At 62.2% G+C, this 22,420-nt stretch carries 21 protein-coding genes; 10 read left to right on the top strand and 11 right to left on the bottom strand.

The annotated features are described in order from the left end of the window. The first annotated feature begins 13 nt into the window (after positions 1-13). Positions 14-544 (top strand): hypothetical protein, encoded by a 531-nt coding sequence (locus NCT03_RS23990; RefSeq protein WP_250494172.1) that lies wholly within the window; start codon positions 14-16, stop codon positions 542-544. A 166-nt stretch (positions 545-710) separates the two neighbouring features. Continuing rightward, the gene (locus NCT03_RS23985; protein WP_250494171.1) at positions 711-1,982 is read left to right on the top strand and encodes a hypothetical protein; all 1,272 of its coding nucleotides are present in this window, start codon (positions 711-713) and stop codon (positions 1,980-1,982) included. Positions 1,983-2,058: 76 nt separating this feature from the next. On the opposite strand, the gene NCT03_RS23980 is transcribed toward NCT03_RS23985, so the two are convergent. Together NCT03_RS23980 and NCT03_RS23975 are read right to left on the bottom strand one after the other, a co-directional pair. Beyond that, positions 2,059-4,107 (bottom strand): glycoside hydrolase family 28 protein, encoded by a 2,049-nt coding sequence (locus NCT03_RS23980; protein WP_250494170.1) that lies wholly within the window; start codon positions 4,105-4,107, stop codon positions 2,059-2,061. A gap of 268 nt (positions 4,108-4,375) precedes the next feature. Then, the gene (locus NCT03_RS23975) at positions 4,376-5,011 is read right to left on the bottom strand and encodes a TetR/AcrR family transcriptional regulator (RefSeq protein ID WP_244830063.1); all 636 of its coding nucleotides are present in this window, start codon (positions 5,009-5,011) and stop codon (positions 4,376-4,378) included. 151 nt (positions 5,012-5,162) lie between these two features. On the opposite strand from NCT03_RS23975, the gene NCT03_RS23970 reads away from it, so the two are divergent. Then, complete coding sequence (locus NCT03_RS23970; protein ID WP_284503441.1) at positions 5,163-6,281, top strand: porin; 1,119 nt, start codon at positions 5,163-5,165, stop codon at positions 6,279-6,281. A gap of 1 nt (position 6,282) precedes the next feature. Here the strand turns inward: NCT03_RS23970 and NCT03_RS23965 are convergent, their stop codons facing one another. Beyond that, positions 6,283-7,029, bottom strand: coding sequence for an SDR family oxidoreductase (locus NCT03_RS23965; protein WP_250494169.1), 747 nt, complete (start codon positions 7,027-7,029; stop codon positions 6,283-6,285). A 105-nt stretch (positions 7,030-7,134) separates the two neighbouring features. Here NCT03_RS23965 and pdxR point away from each other — a divergent pair, with 105 nt between their 5' ends. Next, on the top strand, positions 7,135-8,583 hold the full coding sequence (gene pdxR, locus NCT03_RS23960) for a MocR-like pyridoxine biosynthesis transcription factor PdxR (RefSeq protein WP_250494168.1): 1,449 nt from the start codon (positions 7,135-7,137) through the stop codon (positions 8,581-8,583). 7 nt (positions 8,584-8,590) lie between these two features. Here pdxR and NCT03_RS23955 read toward each other — a convergent pair whose 3' ends face one another. The 6 genes from NCT03_RS23955 to NCT03_RS23930 all read right to left on the bottom strand — a co-directional run bounded on the left by NCT03_RS23955 (position 8,591) and on the right by NCT03_RS23930 (position 13,356). Beyond that, positions 8,591-9,208 (bottom strand): FMN-dependent NADH-azoreductase, encoded by a 618-nt coding sequence (locus NCT03_RS23955; RefSeq protein WP_250494167.1) that lies wholly within the window; start codon positions 9,206-9,208, stop codon positions 8,591-8,593. Continuing rightward, positions 9,205-9,663 (bottom strand): GNAT family N-acetyltransferase, encoded by a 459-nt coding sequence (locus tag NCT03_RS23950; protein WP_250494166.1) that lies wholly within the window; start codon positions 9,661-9,663, stop codon positions 9,205-9,207. Before NCT03_RS23950 ends, NCT03_RS23955 begins: the two co-directional genes overlap by 4 nt. Positions 9,664-9,755: 92 nt before the next feature. Then, on the bottom strand, positions 9,756-10,607 hold the full coding sequence (locus NCT03_RS23945) for a sugar phosphate isomerase/epimerase family protein (protein WP_250494165.1): 852 nt from the start codon (positions 10,605-10,607) through the stop codon (positions 9,756-9,758). A gap of 4 nt (positions 10,608-10,611) precedes the next feature. Continuing rightward, a complete protein-coding gene (locus NCT03_RS23940) occupies positions 10,612-11,775 on the bottom strand; it encodes a dihydrodipicolinate synthase family protein (protein WP_250494164.1) in 1,164 nt (387 codons plus the stop codon). An 8-nt stretch (positions 11,776-11,783) separates the two neighbouring features. Next, positions 11,784-12,563 (bottom strand): 3-ketoacyl-ACP reductase, encoded by a 780-nt coding sequence (locus NCT03_RS23935; protein ID WP_250494163.1) that lies wholly within the window; start codon positions 12,561-12,563, stop codon positions 11,784-11,786. Positions 12,564-12,690: 127 nt separating this feature from the next. After that, positions 12,691-13,356: a TetR/AcrR family transcriptional regulator gene (locus tag NCT03_RS23930; RefSeq protein WP_244830074.1), complete on the bottom strand. Its 666-nt coding sequence runs from the start codon at positions 13,354-13,356 to the stop codon at positions 12,691-12,693. Between the two features lie 196 nt (positions 13,357-13,552). On the opposite strand from NCT03_RS23930, the gene NCT03_RS23925 reads away from it, so the two are divergent. The 5 genes from NCT03_RS23925 (at position 13,553) to NCT03_RS23905 (ending at position 18,161) form a co-directional block, all read left to right on the top strand. Next, entirely contained in the window at positions 13,553-15,073 is a 1,521-nt protein-coding gene (locus NCT03_RS23925; RefSeq protein WP_250494162.1) for an acyl CoA:acetate/3-ketoacid CoA transferase, read from the top strand. 26 nt (positions 15,074-15,099) lie between these two features. Beyond that, positions 15,100-15,870: an enoyl-CoA hydratase/isomerase family protein gene (locus tag NCT03_RS23920; RefSeq protein WP_250494161.1), complete on the top strand. Its 771-nt coding sequence runs from the start codon at positions 15,100-15,102 to the stop codon at positions 15,868-15,870. Positions 15,871-15,941: 71 nt separating this feature from the next. After that, complete coding sequence (locus NCT03_RS23915; RefSeq protein ID WP_250494160.1) at positions 15,942-17,240, top strand: MFS transporter; 1,299 nt, start codon at positions 15,942-15,944, stop codon at positions 17,238-17,240. A gap of 48 nt (positions 17,241-17,288) precedes the next feature. Continuing rightward, a complete protein-coding gene (locus NCT03_RS23910; protein WP_250494159.1) occupies positions 17,289-17,783 on the top strand; it encodes an MOSC domain-containing protein in 495 nt (164 codons plus the stop codon). A 45-nt stretch (positions 17,784-17,828) separates the two neighbouring features. Further along, positions 17,829-18,161 carry a DUF2322 family protein gene (locus tag NCT03_RS23905; protein ID WP_250494158.1) on the top strand — a complete coding sequence of 111 codons (333 nt, stop codon included), beginning with the start codon at positions 17,829-17,831 and terminating at the stop codon, positions 18,159-18,161. Between the two features lie 59 nt (positions 18,162-18,220). Here NCT03_RS23905 and NCT03_RS23900 read toward each other — a convergent pair whose 3' ends face one another. Together NCT03_RS23900 and kdgD are read right to left on the bottom strand one after the other, a co-directional pair. Further along, positions 18,221-19,582: an MFS transporter gene (locus tag NCT03_RS23900; protein WP_250494157.1), complete on the bottom strand. Its 1,362-nt coding sequence runs from the start codon at positions 19,580-19,582 to the stop codon at positions 18,221-18,223. An 89-nt stretch (positions 19,583-19,671) separates the two neighbouring features. Further along, positions 19,672-20,589: a 5-dehydro-4-deoxyglucarate dehydratase gene (gene kdgD, locus NCT03_RS23895; protein WP_244830083.1), complete on the bottom strand. Its 918-nt coding sequence runs from the start codon at positions 20,587-20,589 to the stop codon at positions 19,672-19,674. A gap of 194 nt (positions 20,590-20,783) precedes the next feature. On the opposite strand from kdgD, the gene garD reads away from it, so the two are divergent. Continuing rightward, positions 20,784-22,376 (top strand): galactarate dehydratase, encoded by a 1,593-nt coding sequence (gene garD, locus NCT03_RS23890; protein ID WP_250494156.1) that lies wholly within the window; start codon positions 20,784-20,786, stop codon positions 22,374-22,376. Positions 22,377-22,420: the final 44 nt, after the last annotated feature.

The raw sequence follows: 22,420 nt of genomic DNA, 5'->3' as shown, positions 1-22,420 counted from the left end.
GGAGGAGACTGAAATGAAGTCAATGCGTTCCTTGACACGCGCCCCGAAAATCGCGCTGCTCGCGGCGTGCGGCGCGGTCGTGAGTGCATCGCTCGCGGTGTTCGCGGCGGACCTCTCGCCGATCTCGGACTTCGGTCCTTCGGAGCCGGGCTTCGGCGGGCAGACGGCGCGTGTCAATCAGGCGGGCGCGGGCAATCGCATCGTCGGCCTGCAGGCAGGACAGAACGTGCTGCTCGCCAATCAGGCGGGCGTGGCGAACGCCGCCGCGACGGCGCAGGCAGGCAACGACAACTGGACGGCGCTTTCGCAGTCGGGCAGCGGCAACCAGTACGCCGGTTATCAGGCCGGAACGAACAACCGCTCGGTCACGGTGCAGAGCGGCAGCGGTAATGCAGCAGCGGTCACGCAGATCGGTTCCTCGATGTCTTCGCAGGTGACGCAGTACGGCGCCGGCAACGAGGTTTCCATCCTGCAAAGCCGCAACGGCGCAGGCGTGTCTGTGACGCAGACGGGCGGCGCGAGGGCTTCGGTCCTCATGAAGTAGGTGCCTGAACGCCATGGTCGAGTGCCAGGGTGAGAGGAGACCGCGGTAACGCAGTAAGGTGTGATGCAGGAGAGTAGGTGGAGTCGTGCCGGCTGACGGTAGGGGCCGTCAGCCGTTAGGGTGACTAATCGAAGTACTCAAAATATCAAATCAACGAGGCATAAAAATGAAAGTCAAGGCATCTATCATCGCTATGGGTCTGGCAGCACTGGCATCGACGGCAGCTTTCGCCGACAACTCGTCGGTAGGCGAAAAAGCCTTCGTGACGCAGATCGGCGCCGGCAACACGGCTACCGTGACGCAGACGGCATCGAGCAACGACACGGTCAATGTTCTGCAAGGCGCGAACAACGCGCAAGCTACTGTCACGTCGTCGAACGGCTCGAACAACGACACCGACATCAAGCAACTGAGCGGCGCGGCGAACTCGAAGCTCGGCGCGACGGTCACGCAAGACGGCGCACACAGCGAAACCACCCGCATCTCGCAGAACGGCACGAACTCGACGGCCAACGTAACGCAAACCAACGCGTCGCAAGACAAGGACACCGTCAACCAATACGGCGCCAACAGCAAGTCGACGATCTCGCAAACGGGCGGCGGCTCGAACACCGTCACCATCAATCAAGGTTCGACGCTTGGCAAGATCGACGGCGGCGAAGCCACCGTGACGCAATCGGCCACGATCGGCAACACGGTGAAGATTTCGCAAGACCGTGACCACGGCAAGGCCGTGGTGCAAACCACGGGCGGCGGCTACAACGACACGACCGTGACGCAAACGGGCGGCGTGACCGACACGTCGGTTCAGCAAAACAACGAATACGCCGACACGGTCAAGATCACGCAGAACGGCGCGGAAATCGCCAACGTCTCGTCGACCAACGGTGGCAACAACCACACGACCATCGACCAGAGCGGCGCCAACTTGCCGAACCTTGCAAGCGTGCATCAGATCAACGCGCAAAACGAGACGACCAACATCGTTCAGTCGGGCGCCGCGTTCAACACCGCTTACGTCGATCAACTGTACGCTTCGAACGACCACGCGACCGTCGTCCAGACCGGCAGCAACAACACGGCTTCGGTTGCACAGCGCTTCGGCGGCGGCAACACGGCAAGCTCGCTGCAACTCGGCTCGTCGAACAAGGCCGATCTGACGCAGGACAGCGCGGGTGAATCGAACATCGTGTCGTCGCAAATCGGCGATCTGAACACGGCGAAGGCTTCGCAGTCGGGCTCGTATGAAGACTTGCTGCTGACGCAAGCAGGCTTCGGCAACGCCGCGACCTCGTCGCAAACGGGCGCCAACAACGTCGGCGTGATCACGCAGATTGGCCTGGGCAACAACGCATCGGTGACGCAAGCTGGCTACGGCAACACGGCTGTCGTGACGCAAACGGGCACGGGCAACAAGGCGACCATCGCACAGAAGTAAGCATCGCGGTTCTTGCAGTACCTTGCGGGCGGCTCATGCGGGAGCCGCCCGTTTTTTATTTGCGTGTCTTATTGCGTTACGCGCCTTGCCCCGGGAAAGGCACGAAGGCGGCGCTGCAATCGACCGGGCCTGACGTGCCCGTGTTGGTCGAACGCGTGACCGTCACGCTGCCGGCGGTCTGAAAGGGCAGATTCGTTCCATCCGCGCCAATGGCAATAAGCGCATCCGACACGGCGAAGCCAGCCGGCGCCATATCCGCGATAACGTTGTTGAGCGAAATCACGAGCGGATTCACGACCGGCGGATTCGGCACACCCGCCGTGCCGCCGGACCATCCGGAGCCTTGCATGATGGGACTTGCCGAATTGAAGCCCTGAAACGTATAGCTCGATGCATTCACGATACGCACGCCATCGAGCGCGATGCCCTGCATGTTCGGATAAAGGCCGCCATTCTTCGTCGCGCTGTAATACGGCGAGAAGATGAGTGCCTGCGGGTTGCCGTCCGGCGACGACGAAGGCGTGCGGATGCAAATGTTCGAATAGCGGATGTTCGAGATCAGTCCGCTGCGGCTCCAGTCCGACTTGATGCGCAGGCCGTTGTCCGCGCCGTCGATCGCGAGATCGTAGACATTGACGTTGCTCACGCTCGGCAAGACGCCGTTGACCGCGACGACATCCGGATTGGCCGCGCCGTTGTCGGTGCCAGCGGTTTCGCTGCCGATCGACATGCCGTGGCCTTCGTAGAAGTGACTATGCGCAACGGTGAGGTTATAGGTCCGGCCGTTGACCGTGCCCGTGCCGCCCTTGATCGCCATGTTGTCGTCGCCGGTGCGGATGAACGAATAGGCGATCAGGATGTTGCTCGCGTCCCCCGCGAGCCTGCCGGGATTGCCCGCATTGCTCGTGATGACGCCCGAACTGCCGGGATCGATGCCGTCGGTGTTCTTCGCGGTGGCGGGGCTATACGGCATGCCGAGATAGTTCGTCATGGCTTCATAGGCGGCCGTCGGCGTGTAGATCTTGACGGCCCATGCCGTGAAGCCGTCGATGCCGCTCGGCACCACATGGAACTTCGGCGCATTCTGCAACGTCACGCGGTACAACGTGAAATTGCGCCCGTTGCTGATCTGGACGAGGCGCGGATTGTTCTGCGCCTGATTCAGCACCTTGTTGGCCTTCCAGCCGATGTCCCACCAGCTCATGGTGGTGCCGTCGGGGCGTTTGAGCAGATTCGGGTCGTTCGGCACGCTGCTCACGAGGGGACTGCCGCCGCGCCCGTCGATGACACCGTCGCCCATCACCGCGACATTGGCGACCTTGCTCGCGTTGATGAGCGCGAGGCAGCCGTTGTCGCTCGCGGTGATGACGCCGCAACTCGCCGTCCCCTTGGTCTTGTCGTACTGACGTGGGTCGCGCGACGCGAAGAGCGTGACGCCCTGATCGATCCACAAGGTGATGCCGGTCGGCATGGTCAGCGCGCCTGCGAGAAACGCGTTCGCGCCGCCCGATCCGGCCATCAGATGCACGGCCTTGTTGGTCGCGAGACTCGTGCTCGACTTGTTCGCGCAGTCGTTGAGCGCGGCCTGAATGCGCGCGGTGTCGGGCGCAGTGTCGGTGGCGTCGGCGCTATCGGGCAGGAGGCCGTTTGGCAGCGCGGAGAGCGTGGCGGGCAGTTCCTTGCAGACTTGCGCGGCGGTGGGCAACGACGGTTCGGGCGGCAATGCGGCGTCGTAGAGCGTCGTGCCGACCTTGAAGCCTGCGGGCGGCGTGACGACGGCCGAGTCACTGGCGGGCGCGGCATCGGACGCGGTTTGCGCAGGCGTGGCGTCGGAGGCGGTTGGCGCCGGTGTAGCGGTCGATGCAGGAATAGCTGCCGATGCAGGCGCAGCCGCCGAAGCCGCCGAAGCCGCCGAAGCCGCCGAAGCCGCTGAAGCCGCTGAAGCCGCCGAAGCCGCCGGTGCTTCGCCGTTATTCTCGACCGCCGCGTTTGTCGGCGTGGACGAAGAGCCGCCGCAAGCGCCGAGCGCGAAAGCCGTCGTAACCGATAAAAGCCACGCGGCCGCGATCCGCGACGGACTGCTCTTGGTTTCTCTCTTTGAACTGCTGTGGATGCAATTTCTCATGCTTGGGTCAAAGCCTCGTTGTTTGAATACGTCATCCGAGGGAGAACGCTGCCTGATGTCATCCGATAAGGCGGCGCAATCTTCTCATGTGGTCGTACAACTTCGAGGAGAATCTTAGCGATCCGAATCAAGAGAGATACTTGGGTTTGTCCCTTAAGCCATTTATAAGAAAAACATAAGAATCGCCGGCGAACTTGTCTTCGAAATCGCCGGTTGAATCGGTTTCAACGTAAGCGCGTCCTGGCTGGCGGGTACGGAGAAGACCCCGTCAACTGCTAGAAGGCATTAAAAACCGGTCGACGATATCCACGATCTGCGCGCGCTTGGCCACGAGAAACGCTTCGGCTTTCATGTCGATATCGAACAGCGTGCCGAAGGTGTGCTGATTCGCGATGCAGAAAAAAGCCAGGCTGCTGATGGTCATGTGCACGTCCTTCGCGCTGACATCGCGGCGAAATACGCCTTGCTCGCGGCCGCGTTCGAGGATGGCGTCGAGCAGGCGAATGATGCCCTGATTGCTTTCGCGCACCACGCCCGATTTCGCGAGGAATGCGCCGCCTTCTATGTTCTCGCTTGCCACGAGCCGCACGAAGCTCGGATGGCTCACGTAATAATCGAACGTGAAGGCGCAGATTTGCGCGAGCGCTTCGCGTGGTGGCATGTTGGCGTCGCCGAGCGCTTCTTCCTCGCGACGGATGCGCTGATATGCCGCTTCGAGCGTCGCGATATACAGTTTCTCTTTTGAATCGAAGTAGTAAAAGACGAGCCGTTTGGTGAGTCCGACGCTTTGCGCGACGTCTTCCACGCGCGTGGAGGCGAAACCGTTTTGAGCGAACGCTTCGGCGGCGGCTTCGAGCAAGGCCGCTTTCGTGCGTTCGGCGTCGCGTTGTTTAGGCTTGATCATGCGGCGAGGCTTCGAGTCGGTGAGAGACGCGATTGTATGCTTAACATGTTCCATCGCCGTCATTCGTGAAGACTTCGCGAGTTGGTGCTATGTTGCTGCCGGAGATACTTCCGTCAATAAGATTGCGCCAGTCAAAGGAGTGCAACACATCATGAGACATCGTTTGATCAAAGCGGCAAGTATCCTGTTCTTATCGACAGGTTTTGCGTCGGGCGCGTATGCGCAATCCACGGTCACCATGTATGGCCGTCTCGATGGCGGCATCGAATATCTGAACCACGTGGCGAACGGTCAAGGCGGCACGTCCTCGCGCTGGAGCGCCGAAGGCGGCGACTGGGGCACAAGCATGTTCGGGCTGAAAGGTATCGAAAATCTGGGCGGCGGCACGTCGGCCATCTTCACGCTCGAAACCGCCTTGCAGATCATGAACGGCACAACGGGCGGCGGACGCATGTGGTCGCGGCGCGCTTATGTGGGGCTGACTTCGAAAGAGTGGGGGCAATTGCAGGCCGGCCGTAATCTTTTCATCGATAGCGACGGCGTCTGGGAATTCGATCCCTTCGTGCAGCAGGCGGTGTCGTCGGCATCGCTCGTGAGAGGACGCAACTGGCAGCAAAGCAGCAATAACGTCGAATATCACAGCCCGGTGTTTCATGGCCTCGACGTGCAGGGGCAGTATGCGTTCGGCAATCAGCCGGGCGCGTTCAACAAGGGCGCGGCAGGCGAGTTCGGCCGCTCGGACGGCATCATGCTCACCTATCATTCGTCGATGCTCGACGTGCGCGGCATCTACGATGAACTGCGCAGCGTGGATGGCCGGCTCGACAACATCTTCCAGGCGTCGCGCGAATACTTTGTCGGTGCAAACGTGAAGGTCGACAAGTTCAAGCTGCAGGCCGCGTACACGCACTACGCCGCGCCGGATTCGCCCGCAGGCGTGGCGGATAGCGCCGATCACTACTGGCTCGGCGCGACTTACCAGTGGACGCCGCAATGGGCCGTGACGGCCGCGGGCTTTTACATTCACGTGGGCGACGGCACGGGCGATACGGCGCACGATCCAGCCAGTCACGCGACGCTCTATGCGCTCGGCACGACCTACAACTTCACCAAGCGCACGTTCGTCTATGGCACGGTAGCCTACGTGCGTAACAGCGCGAACGGCACGTTTTCGGTGTTCGCCACGCCGCGCGACACGACGCCCAGCACGAGCCCGCTCGCGGGAGAATCGCAAACGGGTGCGTATGTCGGCCTGATGCACATCTTCTGATTCAGGCTTCGCGGCGCAACCAGTCTGCAAGACGCGTGCGACCCAGACGCGCATCGGCGATCGGCACGAGCGAATTTTCTTCGAGCGTGCCGCCGAAGTACGTGGCGTTTGTATCGACGACGACATTGCGCGTGTCATTCACCGCCTGAAGATAGCGCGATATCAATTCGTTCATGGGCGCGCGCTCCGGTCCGGCTATATCGAGCACGCCATTCAGCGGCGCGGTCAGCGCGATATCCGCGACGATGGCCGCCACGTCGTCCGCTGCAATCGGCTGAAATCGATGCGGCGAGAGACGCGTTTGGTCATCGCTCGTACAGACATCGGCGATGCCTTGCAGAAACTCGAAGAACTGCGTCGCGCGTACGACGGTGTAAGGCAAACCCGATTCGCGAATCAGCTTTTCCTGCTGGTCCTTTGCGCGAAAATAGCCGTTGTCCGGCATGCGATCCGTGCCGACAATCGACAACGCCACATGATGTTTCACGCCCGCTGCGTGTCCGGCTTCGATCAGGTTCATGGTCGACGTGCGGAAGAACGCCATCACGTCATCGGGCGCCCATGAAGGCGCGTTCGTTACGTCGATAACCGTGTGCGCGCCCGTCAACGCTTCCTTCAAGCCTTCGCCCGTGACGGCATTCACACCGCCGCGCGACGATGCGGCCAGTACATCGTGAGCCTGTGCGCGCAGAATGGCGACTGCCTTCGCACCGATGAGCCCCGTTCCGCCAATAACGACAATCTTCATGTCCAGCCTCTTCAAGTGGATGAATGGTTGAAGCCATTGTGCAAGAATGATGGCTCACCCAAAAGGGACAAGATTCGCAAGATTGACTAGGCCATAGGATGCGTCATGGCGTGGAACATGGAAATCGACCGGCGCGAGGAATTGCCGATCTATCTGCAGATTTGCGAGCGATTCAAGTCGGCTATCGCGGCAGGGCATTTGCGGCCCGGCGACCGCGTGCCCGCCTTGCGAGGCTTGGCGACGCAGCTCAACACCGCGCGCGGCACGGTGGAGTTGGCCTACAGCATCCTCGTCAACGAAGGCTATCTGCACATGCGCGGCGCGGCGGGTACGTTCGTATCGTCGTCGTTGCCTCCGTCGGCGACCGCCGCGCGATCGCGCAAGAGCCGTGACCGCGCGCTTGCGCCCGCGCAGCCTCCGCGTGCGGATGACATCGGCAACGACGCGAAGCCGCTACGCCCCGGCCTGCCCGCGCTCGATGCCTTTCCGCGCAAGGTCTGGAGCAGGCTCGTGGCGTATCGCGCGAGAAGCGGCGATGTCGCCGCGCTCACCTATCCGGAACCAGCGGGCTATGGACCGTTGCGCGAGCACATTGCAACGTATGTCGGCTTGTCGCGCGGTGTGGAATGCTCGCCGGAACAGGTGTTCGTGACCAACGGCTATCGCGCGACGCTCGAACTCGTCTTGCGCGGCCTCGCTCGACCGGGCGACAGCGCGTGGTTCGAGGAACCGGGCTATCTGCTCGCGCGTAACTTTCTCATCGAAGCGGGACTGCGGCTCGTGCCGGTCCGGGTCGATGACGAAGGTCTCGATGTCGAACGCGGCGTGGCGCTCGCGCCGGATGCGCGCTTTGCGTTCGTTACGCCGTCGCATCAGAGTCCGCTTGGCGTCACGCTTTCGCTCGCGCGGCGCATGAAGCTGTTCGACTGGGCGAATCGCGCGGGAAGCTGGATCGTGGAAGATGATTACGACAGCGAGTTTCGCTACGTCGGGCGTCCGTTGCCGGCGTTGAAGAGCCTCGACCGGGATGATCGCGTGATTTATTGCGGCACCTTCAGCAAGGTGCTGTTTCCCGGCTTGCGGCTTTCGTATGTGGTTGTGCCCGAGCGGGCCGTCGCGCGCTTCGGGCAATTGACGAGGAGCACCAACGCGGGCTCGCCGTATCTATTGCAGGCGGCCGTGGCGGACTTTATCGCGCAAGGGCATTTCGCGCGGCATCTCAAGCGCATGCGTGCGTTGTACGACGAGCGTCGCACCTTGCTTGCCGATGCGCTCGTGCAGGCGTTCGGGGCGAGGCTGAGCGTAGAGTTGCCCGCTGGCGGCATGCATCTGGTGGCCATCTTCAATGCGGGCCGCGACGGTCCCGTGGATGATCTCGCTGTCGCCGCGCGCGCCCGCGAGGCAGGGTTCGCGGTGATCGGTTTATCGGCGTGGTATCTGGGCAAACGCACGAAGCGCACGTTGAGTGGCCTCGTGCTCGGCTTTGCCAATGTCGGCACCGCAGCGGAAGCGTCGCGTCTTGCGCGCATGCTGAGGCGCGCGTTCGATGGTTAAGGCGCGATTAGAGCGCGACGGAATCGCTCGAAGCGAAGAGCGCATGATGCGCGAGCCTGGCGCGTGCAACACGCAATGCGTCCTCCACTGCGGCGTCTCCCATGACGAGCCCCTGCAGCAACAAGAACTGCACGCTGTGAATGCCGATGGAACCCAGCGCATATCGCAGATACGGCGTCAGAAAGTCCGGCTGACGCGCGCGTTCCCCTGTATGGAAACCGCCGGACCCGACGATCACGAACGTGGGCCGGTCGCGCATCAAGCCGATCTTGCCTTCGGGCGTGGCCGCGAACGTGCGATGAATGCGCAACACATAGTCGATCCATAGTTTCAACGCGGCGGGAACGGTGAAGTTATGCATCGGCGTGTTGATGATTAGCGCATCGGTCGCTTCTATCTCGCCGACCAGCGTTTCGGAGAGATCGAACGCGCTGGCATCGGGCGTGCGCGAGGTAACGTTGCCGGCATAATCGCGTGTGATGGGCGCAAGCGGATGCGCCGTCAGATCGCGTTCGATCACTTCGACGATATTGGTGCTGCGCAGACGCTCGATCATCTCCATGGCGAGTCGATGGCCGTGGCTGTTCTCGCCATGCGGGCTGGCGTTGAGCAGAAGAAGTCTCATCGCGTCTGCTCCGTCGTGTCGTTCAGCGTCTCGACGAAATGCATGCCTCGCGCGAGCAAGCCATTGCGGTAGTAGAAGCGCTGCGCGAGCGCCATATGCAGGCCTGTGTCGAGCACGAAGTGGGCGCAATCGGATTCGCGCGCGATGTTGCGCACGGCATCGAGCAGGCTTGCGCCGATGCCGCTACGTTGCAACTCGTTCGTGACGACGAGATCGTCCACGTAGACAAAGCGTCCATATATCAGATTCATCTGCGTGCGATAACCCGCGAGTCCGAGGACCGTGTCCGCGTCGGACGCGGCGATCAAACGGTAGCCTTGTTCATGCTGTGCTCGCAGTTGCGTGCAGAAAGCCGTGGCATCCGTCAGATGCGGACGCAGTTGTTTCATCACCGAGAAAGCGCGCGTCCAGTCGGCGGGCGTATCGAGATGGCGTATGACGATCCTTGGGTTCATGCGTGTTTCTCCTTGAGGCATGAACCGTACGATACATTCTCGATGACCCAGCGACGAGGGCCAAGAAAGCGCAAACCAACTAGGCCAAGATTTCAGCACACACTCGGCAGACGCTGCGCGCAAATGTCGAGCACATCGGCGGGATCGCGGCGCCACCAGTTGTCCTTCGAAAAAATCTCCACTTCGATCAAACCGTCATAGCCCGCGCGTTCGACTGCGGCCCGCAGCGCCGCGAGTTCGATCACGCCGTCGCCCATCATGCCGCGATCGAGCAACATGTCGCGCGTGTCGCGCAGCCAGTCGCATACGTGAAACGCACGAATCCTCTTGTCGCGTCCCGCCGCGCCTATCGACTCGAGGAGCGCCGGGTCCCACCAGCAATGGTAGGCATCGACAGCGATGCCGAGAAAGCCATCCGCATGAGGATCGATGTCCGTGCATATCGCCAGCGCTTGCGCGATCGTGTTGATGGCCGAACGTTCTGCCGCGTACATGGGATGCAGCGGTTCGAGCGCGAGCGGCACGCCGCAGTCACGCGCGGTTTCATGCAATAAGCCGATGCCTTCCGCTATCTGCTCGCGCGCGCCGCGCAGGTCGCGACTGTCATCGGGCAGCGCGCCCACGACCATGACAAAGGCGCGTGCGTCGAGAATCGCTGCATCTCGCAGAGCCGCGCGGTTCGCTGCAATGTTCGCGTCGAACCCAGCACGCGTCGTCGCCGGAATGTAAGTCGAGCGGCAATAGCCCGTCACCGTGAGTCCGTGCGCGCGAATCTGCCGTGCAATCTGCTTGACATCTGCTTGTTCCACCTCATGCCGCCACGGCGCAATGCCGCCGAATCCCGCACGCGCGATACGGTCGATGGTCACGTCGAGCGGCTCGCGATGGCCAAGCGTCGCCGTGTTGATCGAGCATAGATCGAGTCTTCCTTGCAGGCTGCGCATGATGTCAGGCGCCGCAACCGAGGGCCGATAAAACCGCGCGCGCTCGCACAATCGCTTGCTCGGGATCGCGCAGTAGGCCGGCGCGATCGGCAAGACGCAATACATCCGCGAGATACACGGGCGGCCGCATGCCGTGATGCCCGCCGAGCATGAAGAAGTGATCCTGAAAGCCGTTCAGATACGCGAGAAACACGACGCCCGTCTTGTAGTACTGCGTCGGCGCACGAAAAATATGGCGCGATAGCGGCACGGTCGGCGCGAGCAACGCGTGATAGCGCGCGTGATCGTTGACGGCGAGCGCGGCGAGCGCCTGCGATGCGGCGGGCGCAATGGCATCGAAAATGCCGAGCAGCGCATGCGAATGCCCGACCTCGTCGCCTTCTATCAGAACAGGATAGTTGAAGTCGTCGCCGGTGTACATCTTCACGTCATGCGGAAGGCGGCGCCGAAACGCGATCTCCTTCGCGTCGTCGAGCAGCGAAATCTTGATGCCGTCGATCTTCGCCGCGTTCTCGCCGATAATGTCAAGACACGTCCGCGCCGCGCTCTCGTAGTCTGGCGCGCCCCAATAACCCGCGAGTTCCGGGTCGAACATGTCGCCGAGCCAGTGCAGGATGACGGGCTCATTGCACATCGACAGGACTTCACGATAGACGCGCCGGTAATCGTCGCCATTTCGCGCCACCCGTGCGAGCGCGCGGCTTGCCATCAGGATGACGCGGCCGCCTGCGTGCTGGATGGCTTCGAGTTGTTCGGCGTAGGCGCGGATCACGTCGTCGCAAGAGCCGACTGTATGCGGCGCGACGTGGTCGGTGCCGCAGCCCGAAGCGATCGAAGCGCCGGGCATGTCACGCGTATCCGCTATCGTGCGCGTGATCAGCTCGAGCGCGCTCTTCCACGGCAGGCCCATGCCGCGCTGCGCGGTGTCCATCGCTTCGGCGATACCGAGCCCTTGCCCGATCAGATAGCGCCGATACTCGAGCGTGCGTGCCCAGTCGATCGCAACGGGTTCGTGAAGCTCGCCGCTCTTGCGTGGATCGGCGACGACATGTGCCGCCGAGTATGCGACGCGATTGAACGGCGCATCGGGTTGGCGCGGCACGAGCGGCGTGCCAATCAGACGATAGGTTTCTAGTGTGCCGCGTTCGGTTGGAAGCGTGATCTGCATGCGTATGCTCAGTATTTGTGAACGAGAAGACCGCCGTCGATGCGAATCGGCTGGCCGATGCTGTAGGGCAAGCCGCCCGTGGCGAGCGTGCGCACGGCGGTAGCCACTTCTTGCGGCGTGCCCCAGCGCTTGATCGCGGTGAGACCGTGTTCCATTTGCACGTCGTAGCGCGCTTTCGAGGGCGCCGTCATCTCGGTTTCGATGAAACCCGGCTGCACTTCGTAGACGCCCACGCCGAAGTCCGCGAGCCGTAGCGAGAAGAGCGTCGTTGCCATGGAGAGACCGGCCTTGGACACGCAATACTCGCCGCGCCGCACGGAGGCCGCGACGGCATTCGACGAAGTAATGGTGATGATCGACGGTGGATAGTTCGCCCCAGGCGCAGCGGTATTGCGCGCGATGCGCCGCCCGAACGCCTGCATCAGAAAAAACGTGCCGCGCGTGTTCACCTGGAGGCACCGGTCGTAACTTTCCGGCGATACATCGAGCAAATCGCCGCGCGACATCACCGAGACGCCCGCATTGTTGACGAGACACGTCACCGGTCCCAGACGTTCTTCGATTGCGCCGAACAGGCTGTCGTGTTGCGCGATGTCGGCGAGATCGGAGAGTTGCACCGCGCATCGTGCGCCGCGTGCGATGACGGCGTCGCGGGCATCGTCGAGTTCGGCGGATGCGGCGATATCCGTGATGGCGATATCGAAACCGGCGCTTGCGAGTTCCAGCGCGATCGCGCGGCCAATGCCGCGACGCGCGCCGGTGACGAGCGCAACGGGACGTTCGTTCATTGCCCTTTCCCTCCATGATTTGTAAGTAACGATACGGTTCGTTATTTATAAAATCAAGCGATATCGAGCCGAAGAGGGTTTTTACCTAGCAGGAGAGCGGCGGCAGAGAAAGGCCGCCGAAATGCGGTCAGCGCGGACGCAGCAGGCTGAGCACGGTATCGATATTGAATTCGAGGCGTTCGCGCAGCGCCTCTTTCGAGACGAAATCGAAGCCGAAGATCACTTCGCCGGTGAAGCGATTGGTCAGGTAGTAGTAGCCGATGGCCGCGAGCGTCAGATGCAACTGGCGCGCGTCGATGCCGCTGCGGAAGTCGCCGGCCGCGACGCCACGGTCGAGAATCGACTGCAGCATGTCGATGAAACCGCCGTGCAGTTCGCGAAAACGCAGCGACTTCTTCACATGCCGCGCGCGATGCAGATTCTCGCTATTCACGAGCGCCATGAACTCGGGATGCTTGAGGTAATACTCCCAGGTGAACGTCATGAGCGCGCGGATGGCCTCGGCGGGCGGCAAGTGGCCGAGTTCCAGCTTGCGCTCCGCGTCGCGAATATCGGACCACGCGTCTTCCAGCACCGCCTGAAAGAGTTCGTCCTTGCCCTTGAAGTATTCGTAGATCATGCGCTTGTTGACGCCCGCCTTCTCGGCGATCGAATCGATGCGCGCGCCACCCAGCCCGACTTTCGCGAATTCCGCCTTGGCCGCGGCCAGGATCTTCGTCTGCGTCTGGATTGGATCGCGCGTGCGTTTGGTTTTCTTCGGCGCGTCCGGCGCTTCGGCGGTCGTTATCGGCATTGCCCCGTCTCATTCGTGTTCGAAGCCTGAACGTTAGCCGACGCCGCCGGCACTGGCAATGCGCGGACTGTCGACGTGATCATCGTAAACCCCACTTTGTTCATCGAGCGCTTGAAGCCAATCCGAGCGTGTGCCAACATCTTCCTTAAGTAACGAACCAGTTCGTTTTTAAAGAATCAGAGCGAGGTAATTTAAATTGGATAAATGGATTCACGCCAAGGCCGTCGCGAACGCGATCCCCGACGGCGCGACGATTGCAATCACCGGTTCCGGCGGCGGCTTGCTGGAACCCGACGCCGTGCTCGCCGCCATCGAAACGCGTTTTCTGACGACGGGGCATCCATGCGACTTGACGATGGTTCACGCGCTCGGCGTCGGCGACGGGCGCGGCAGCGGTCTGGGCCGTTTTGCGCACGAAGGCATGGTCAGGCGCGTGATCGGCGGACATTGGGTCTGGTCGCCGGCCATGCAGCAACTCGCCGAGAGCGGCCGTATCGAGGCGTACAGCTTTCCGGGCGGCGTGATTGCCACGCTGTTTCGCGAGATCGGGGCGAAGCGTCCTGGCGTGCTGACGCGCGTCGGCTTGCGCACGTTCGTCGATCCGCGCTTCGGCGGCGGCAAGCTCAACGATCAAACGCATGAGGATCTCGTCGAACTCGTGACGCTGGGCGGCGAAGAGTATTTGCGCTACATGCCGTTTCGCATCGACTGGGCCATCGTCATGGCGTCTTCCGCCGATGACAGCGGCAACCTCACCACGCGCCACGAACCCGCCGACCTCGATATCTACGCGGTCGCGCTCGCCGCGCACAACAACGGCGGCACGGTCGTCGCGCAGGTGAAGACGCGTTCGCAAGACTACGTGCCCGCGCGGCTCGTGCGCGTTCCCGGCGTGATGGTCGACCGGATCGTCGAGACGCCCGCGCAACGTCAATGTGCGATCAGCGACTACGACGCGGCGTTGAGCGGCGAAGCGCTCTTGGAAGCGCACTCTTCGAACGATGAGGCGGCTTATCCCGAAGGCATGCGCCTGATTGTCGCCGAGCGCGCGGCACGGGAACTTGGCGTGGACCAGTCGGTGAACTTCGGCTTCGGCTTTCCGGGCGCGATTCCCGCCGTGCTCGCAAGACAGGGGCGCGCCAACGACTACTGGGGATCGGTGGAGCAGGGCGTGCATCGCGGCGTAATGCTCGACGGCGCCATGTTCGGCACGGCGCGAAATGCCGATGCCATTCTCCCGAGCGTCGATCAGTTCGACTTTTACAGCGGCGGCGGTATCGACGTGACCTTCCTCGGCATGGGCGAGTTCGACGAAGAAGGCAACGTCAACGTGTCGAAGCTCGGCAGCACGGTGGTCGGCCCGGGCGGATTCATGGACATTGCACAGGGCGCGAAGAAGATCGTCTTCTGCGGCGCATTCGAGGCGAAAGGTCTCGAAGTGAAGCAGCACGCCGACAGCCTCGAAATAGTCACGCCCGGTTCGGTGCCCAAGGCCGTGAAGCGCGTGCGCCATGTCACGTTCAGCGGTGTGCAGGCGCGTCTCGAAGGCAAGGAAGTCCTCTACGTGACCGAGCGCGCCGTGTTCCGGCTCGATGCGCTCGGCGTGCGGCTCATCGAAGTGGCGAAGGGTATTGACGTGCGCCGCGACGTGCTCGCGCGCATGGCGTTCGAGCCGCTCGTCGACGAGCATTTGCTCGAAGTGGAGTCGGCCGCATGACAACGAATCGGAACGAGGAGACAGGCATGCAATCGGAATCCGGCATTCGCTTCGCCGTCGAGGGCGGCATCGCGGTCATTACGCTCGAACGCGTGGCGCGTCATAACGCGCTGACGCTTCACATGCTCGACGAAATCGCGCGCGCCGTGAAAGAAGTCGAACGCAACGATGACGTGCGCGTCTTGCGCTTCGAAACCGCGAGTCCGCGCTTCTTTTCGAGCGGCGCGGATATCAACGAGTGGGGCGACATCGATCCCCAGAAGATGGGCACGCGCTTCATACGCGAGGGAAATCGCGTGTTTCGTGGCATCGCGGAACTGGATATTCCGACCATCGCGGTGCTCTCGGCCAGTGCGCTTGGCGGCGGACTGGAACTCGCGCTTGCATGCGATCTGCGCTATGCGAGCGTCGATGCGAAGCTCGGTTTTCCCGAGGCCTCCGTCGGCGCGATTCCCGGCTGGATGGGCTGCGCGCGTCTCGCGGAACTCGTGGGCGCGGTACGCACGCGTGAACTGATTCTGCTCGGCGAACCTATCGATGCCGCGCGCGCGGTGGCTTGGGGCATCGTCAACGAAGCCTTGCCCGCGGATACCTTGCGCGTACGTGTCGATGCCGTGAGCGCGTTGCTCGTCGGCCGGTCGCGGACCTCGCTGTCGGTTGGAAAGCGGCTGCTTCGACTAGTCGAAACGGGCCAGGCAGAAATCGCGCACGAACTGGCGGCTTCGGTATGCAAGGCATCGCCGGATGCGCTCGAAGGGGTGGCGGCTTTTCGCGAGAAACGCAGCGCGAGATTTTAGTGCCTCTCGGCGCAGTCATCGTGGGCCAGATAATTACTTAGTAAACCGTATGAAGTGGAGAGAGACAAGACATGGACCGTTCCAGTTACCGCTGGCGCATCTGCGCGCTGCTGTTTTTTGCGACCACCATCAACTATTTGGACCGGCAAGTGCTCGGTCTGCTCAAACCCGCGCTCGCGGTGCAGTTCAGTTGGACGGAGACGCAATATAGCTACATCGTCGTCATTTTCACCGCTTGCTATGCAGTGGGCATGCTGCTGTCGGGAAAGCTCGTCGATCGCGTCGGCGTGAAAATCGGCTATGGCGTGTGCGTGTTGTTGTGGAGCATCGCGGCGTGCGGACACGCGCTCGTGCGCAGCACCTTCGGCTTCGGCGTGATGCGAGCCTTGCTCGGCTTATCGGAATCGGGCAGCTTTCCATGCGCGGTAAAGAGCGTATCCGAATGGTTCCCGCGCAAGGAACAGGCGTTCGCGGTCGGCATTCTGACTTCGGGCACGAGCATCGGCGCGGTGGTGGCGCCGGCGACCGTGCCTTGGCTCGCGGCCGTGTACGGATGGGAAGCGGCTTTCTTCGTCACCGGCCTGACCGGTTTCGTGTGGCTCGGCTTCTGGTACTTCATGTATCAGGCGCCTTTGGAACACAAGAAGGTGTCGCGGGAAGAACTTCGCCTGATCGACGATGGCGCTTCCACCTACGCCGCGCCGCAACCGCGCATCAGCTGGTTCGCGCTCTTGAAGTTGCGGCCGACATGGGCGTTCTTCGTCGGTAAATTGCTGACGGATCCCATCTGGTGGTTCATGCTGTTCTGGCTGCCTTCGTACTTCAATTCGCGCTTCAATCTCGACTTGAAGAACCTCGGGCTGCCGCTCGTGATCGTGTATGTCGCGACGTCCATCGGCAGCGTGGGTGGCGGGTGGGTATCGTCGAAACTGATTGCGCGCGGCTGGAGCGTTTCGAAGGCGCGTGGCACGACCATGTTCGGCCTCGCGCTGCTCGTCACGCCAATTGCATTCGCGCCGTGGATCGACAACATGTGGGCGATGGTCGCTTTGCTCAGTCTCGCGGCGGCGGCGCACCAGGGCTGGTCGGCGAATCTTTTCACTACCGCGTCCGACATGTTTCCGAAGCAACTGGTCGGCTCCGTGGTCGGCATTGGCGGATTGGCGGGTGCCTTGGGCGCGACGCTCTTTCCGCTTTTCGTCGGCGCGGTGCTCGACCACTTCAAGTTGCTCGGCAACATCGGCGCCGGTTACAACGTCATCTTCGTGATCTGCGGCAGCGCTTATCTCATTGCGTGGCTCTTAATGCGCGTGATTCGCGCGTCCAGGACGGTGACCGATGTCGACGGCCTGCAGGCCGACGCGAGTTAAAGGCAAACGATAGAATCGTACGTATCGCCGTGCGCTTCTATTGTCCTCATGCCGCTCAATCCTGCTTCGCCGCTCGCCCGTCTCATGCTCGCGCCCGTGCTGCCCGGCGGAATAGTATGGATAGGCTTGCGCACGGCGCGGCGCGCGCCCATGCAACAGGTCGAGAGTACGACGGCGCTGACAGGCGGCGGCCTTGACGGCGACCACTACAGCCGCAAGCAGGGCAATCGGCAAGTGACGCTGATACAGCTCGAAAGCATGCGTGCCATTGCGAGCCATCTTGGCCGCGACGAAGTCTCGCCATTCGATCTGCGACGCAATATCGTCACGTCGGGCATCAATCTGCATGCGCTGAAGGACCGTCGGTTTCGTATCGGCGATGCGGTGCTCGAAGCGAGCGGCGAATGTCATCCCTGTTCGCGGATGGAAGAGACTTTCGGCGTCGGCGGCTATAACGCCGTGCGCGGCTTCGGCGGAATCACGGCACGCGTGATCGAAGGCGGAGCGATCGCGCTTGGCGATGCGATCGTGCCTTTGACGTAAGATAGCGCGCTTCCGAACGTCCATTATCGAACAGGAGCGTCAAGCGTGATCGAGCCGAAGAGCGTATTCAAGGACAACCTGGCGCAGTTGCCGGGCATCGATGGTATCGGGCGTATCGATCTGATCGATAGCCGAGGCGCGGTGGTGTGGAGCATCGAAAACAAGCCGGGCAAGCAGGGCTCGCTCGCGGTGTATCACTATCTCAAGCAGGCCTTCGGCACGCTCGATGTCGAGGCCGCCGAGTATGGCCTCGCTCTTTTCGCCGAACATACGACCGATGCGCGCAGCCGTCCGGGCGCGCATCCGAATGTGGATCGGCTGGTCGAGATTGCAAATGGCGGCGAACCGTTGCGTATTGAAGTGATCGCCGCGGAATGAGAAAAAGCGGCCACGAAGGCCGCTTTCATCGACTTAAGCCGACACATCGAGCTGACACATCAAACCGGCCTTAACTCCACCCGCTTGATGTCCTTGACGATCACGAGATAGGCAAACACCGTGATCAGCGCATTGACGCCGACGAACGCCAGCGCGCCGTTGAACGAGCCGGTCCGCGCGAGGATATAGCCGATCACGATCGGCGTGACGATGCCCGCCGCATTGCCGAACATATTGAAGATCGAACCCGACAAGCCGATGGCTTCCTTCGGCGCCGTATCCGCGACCACCGCCCAGCCCAACGCGCCGATGCCCTTGCCGAAGAACGCGAGCGACATCAACGCCACGACGAGCCAGTCCGCATCCACATAGTTGCAGCCGATGATGCACGACGACAGCAACATGCCGGCGACGATCGGCAGCTTGCGCGCGAACGTGACCGAACGCCCGTGGCGGATCAGCGAGTCGGACAGCACGCCGCCCAGCACGCCGCCGAGAAAGCCGCAGATTGCAGGCAGCGAGGCGATCAGGCCCGCTTGCAGAATCGTCATGTGACGCGCCTGCACGAGATAGATGGGAAACCACGTCAGGAAGAAGTACGTCAGCACGTTGATGCAGAACTGCGCGAGATACACGCCGAGCAGCATGCGGTTCGTGAGCAACTGACGCACGGCGCTCCAGCCCAAAGCGTTGCCACCGTTGCCACCGTTGCCACCGACGCGCCCTCGCCGATGCCCGCGCACGAGGCCGCCGCCTTCCTCGATGTAATCGAGTTCCTGCTTGTTGATGCCCGGATGATCGGCGGGATTCTTCATGACAGCGAGCCATGTCAGCGCAAGCAGCAAGCCGGCGATACCCATGACGATATACACGTGATGCCAGCCGAAAGCGTGCGTGAGCCAGGCCATCAACGGCGTGAACACGACAGCGGCGAAATACTGCGCCGCATTGAAAATGGCCGATGCCGTGCCGCGTTCGCTCGTCGGAAACCAGCTTGCGACCACTTTGGCGTTGGCGGGGAAGGCGGGCGCTTCGGCCGCGCCCATCATGAAGCGCAGCACGAACAATGCGGTCACGGCGGTGGCGGCGCTGCCGAGCAGGCCGATCGAGCTTTGCAGCAGCGTAAACAGCGACCACAGAAAGATACTCGCCGCATACACGCGCCGCGCGCCGAAGCGGTCGAGCAGCCAGCCTGCGGGAAGCTGCGAGAGCACATACGCCCAACTGAAGGCCGAGAAGATATACCCCATGCGGATGGCGTCGAAACCGAACTCGGCGCGCATCGCGGAGCCGGTGACCGACAAGGTCGCGCGATCCGCATAGTTGAAGGTCGTGATCACGAAGATCAGCAACAGAATCACGTAACGCACTTTCGTGCGCTTCATGGCGTCGGCCGGAGCAGCAGCGCGGCTCATCGACATGGCAATCTCCTTTTGGTTACGGCAAAAAAACGCGCGGCGCTCGTTGATGACGGCGCCGCGCGTTTTTGTGTCTCCTGCCTGTCGTACTCTTACTGTGCGCCGAGCTTCTTGATCAGCACGTCGAGCTGGGCAACTTCTTCCTCGGTCAGGTCGGTGAGCGGTGCGCGCACCGGGCCCGCGTCGTGACCGACCAGCTTCGCGCCCGCCTTGACGATGCTCACCGCATAGCCCGCACGGCGATTGCGGATGGCAAGGTACGGCAGGAAGAAGTCGTCGATCAGCTTGCCGACGGTTTCGTGGTCGTCCGCCGCGATGGCGCGATAGAAGTCCATCGCGGTCTTCGGAATGAAGTTGAACACGGCCGACGAATACACCGGCACGCCGAGCGCCTTGTAGGCGGCGGCGTAGACTTCCGCGGTCGGCAGGCCGCCGAGGTACGAGAAGCGGTCGCCCAGACGGCGGCGGATGGTGACCATGGGCTCGATCTCGCCCACGCCGTCCTTGAAGCCGATCAGGTTCGGGCAGCGGTCGGCCAGACGTTCGAGCATGTCGGCGTTGAGCTTGGAGTTGGCGCGGTTATAGATGATGACGCCCATCTTCGGCACGGCCTTGCAGACTTCTTCGGCGTGAGCCGCGATACCTTCTTGCGACGCTTCGGTCAGATAATGCGGCATCAGCAAAATGCCCTGCGCGCCGTTCTTCTCGGCTTCCTGCGCAAACGCGATGGCCGTGCGCGTCGGGCCGCCCGCGCCGGCGAGAATGGGCACCTTGCCACGGCACACTTCGGTGGCCGTCTTCACGATCTGCGAATATTCGGGTTGCGTCAGCGAAAAGAACTCACCCGTGCCGCCCGCCACGAACAGCGCCGATGCGCCGTAGGGCGCGAGCCATTCGAGGCGTTCGGCGTAAGTATCCGCGCGGAAATTGCCTTGGCTGTCGAAGTCGGTCACGGGAAAAGAAAGCAGGCCTTCGGAAACGATTTGCTTGAGTTCTTGCGGTGTCGTCATGGTGTTATCTCGGTGGGCAGCGTCCGGCGGTTGCAGCGCTTATAGGTCATCGTACAACATGGGGTGACGTCGTACAACCGAAAGTGATTGAATTCGGCGCTATTCGGGGTAAACACCGACCAAAAGACAGCGGCTATGTTGTAGGATGACATAACTCTAGCCGGCAGAAGTTTTCGCGCCAAGGATCATCAAGAATGAATCAGTCCCCGCTCTATATTCGCGTGCACCCGGACGATAACGTCGCGATCGTCGTCAACGACGGCGGTCTGGGCGAAGGCGCCATGTTCGCCGACGGCCTCGTGCTGCGCGAGCGCGTGCCGCAAGGCCACAAGGTCGCGCTGGCCGATCTGCAGGAAGGCGACGCGGTCATCCGCTATAACGTCGTGATCGGCTATGCGAACAAGCCGCTGCCAAAGGGAAGCTGGATCAACGAGCACGTGCTGCGCATGCCCACGCCGCCCGAGTTGCACGATCTGCCGATCGCGACCATCAAGGCGCCGGACAGCTCGCCGCTCGAAGGCTTCACGTTCGAGGGGTATCGCAATGCGGACGGCTCGGTCGGCTCGCGCAACATCCTCGCCATCACGACGACCGTGCAATGCGTGGCCGACGTCGTGCAGCACGCGGTGACGCGCATCAAGACGGAACTGCTGCCGCAATACCCCAATGTCGACGATGTCGTGAGCCTCGGCCATACGTACGGCTGCGGCGTCGCCATCGACGCGCCCGACGCCATGGTGCCTATCCGCACGGTGCGCAATATCGCGCTGAATCCGAACTTCGGCGGCGAAGTCATGATGGTGAGTCTCGGCTGCGAAAAGCTGCAGCCCGAGCGCCTGATGCCGCCTGGCACCATTCCTATCGCGGCGGCATCGGTGGAAGTGGACGACGTTGCCGATATCGGCGATCTCACGGCGGACGAGAACGGCGGCGCGGTCGTGCTGCAGGACGAATCGCACGTCGGCTTCGAGTCGATGATCGATTCCATCATGCGCATGGCCGACTCGCACCTGAAACGCCTCAACAATCGTCGCCGCGAGACGTGTCCGGCGGCGGACCTCGTGATCGGCGTGCAGTGCGGCGGCAGCGACGCCTTCTCCGGTCTGACGGCGAATCCGGCAGTCGGTTTCGCGACCGACCTGCTGGTGCGTGCAGGCGCGACCGTCATGTTCTCGGAAGTCACCGAAGTGCGCGATGGCGTCGCCCAGTTGACGGCGCGCGCCGCGAACGGCGAAGTCGCGGCGGCGATCATCCGCGAGATGCAGTGGTACGACGATTATCTGAAGCGCGGCGGCGCGGATCGCAGCGCGAACACCACGCCGGGCAACAAGAAGGGCGGGCTGTCGAATATCGTCGAGAAGGCGATGGGGTCCATCGTCAAGTCGGGTAGCTCGACCATTTCGGGCGTGCTTTCGCCGGGCGAAAAGGTCAAGCAGAAGGGCTTGATCTACGCGGCGACGCCCGCGAGCGACTTCATCTGCGGCACGCTGCAACTGGCTGCGGGTATCAACCTGCATGTGTTCACCACCGGACGCGGCACGCCGTACAGCCTGGCCGAAGTACCGGTCATCAAGGTCGCGACGCGTTCGGATCTGGCGCGGCGCTGGCACGATCTGATGGATATCAACGCGGGCACCATCGCGACGGGCGAAGCGACGATTGCGGACGTGGGCTGGGAGTTGTTCCGTCTCATGCTCGATGTCGCGAGCGGAAAGAAGCAGACGCGCGCCGAGAAACTGAAGCTGCATAACGCGCTGGTTCTGTTCAATCCGGCGCCGGTGACCTGATTTTTTATCGCTGTTCGCTGGAACGATGCGCCCCGTCACCGGCA

The sequence above is a fragment of the Caballeronia sp. GAWG1-1 genome, from assembly GCF_023631465.1.
Taxonomy (GTDB): Bacteria; Pseudomonadota; Gammaproteobacteria; order Burkholderiales; family Burkholderiaceae; genus Caballeronia.
Note: the sequence above shows the minus strand (reverse complement) of the source record. Positions and strands in the feature narration are given on the sequence as shown.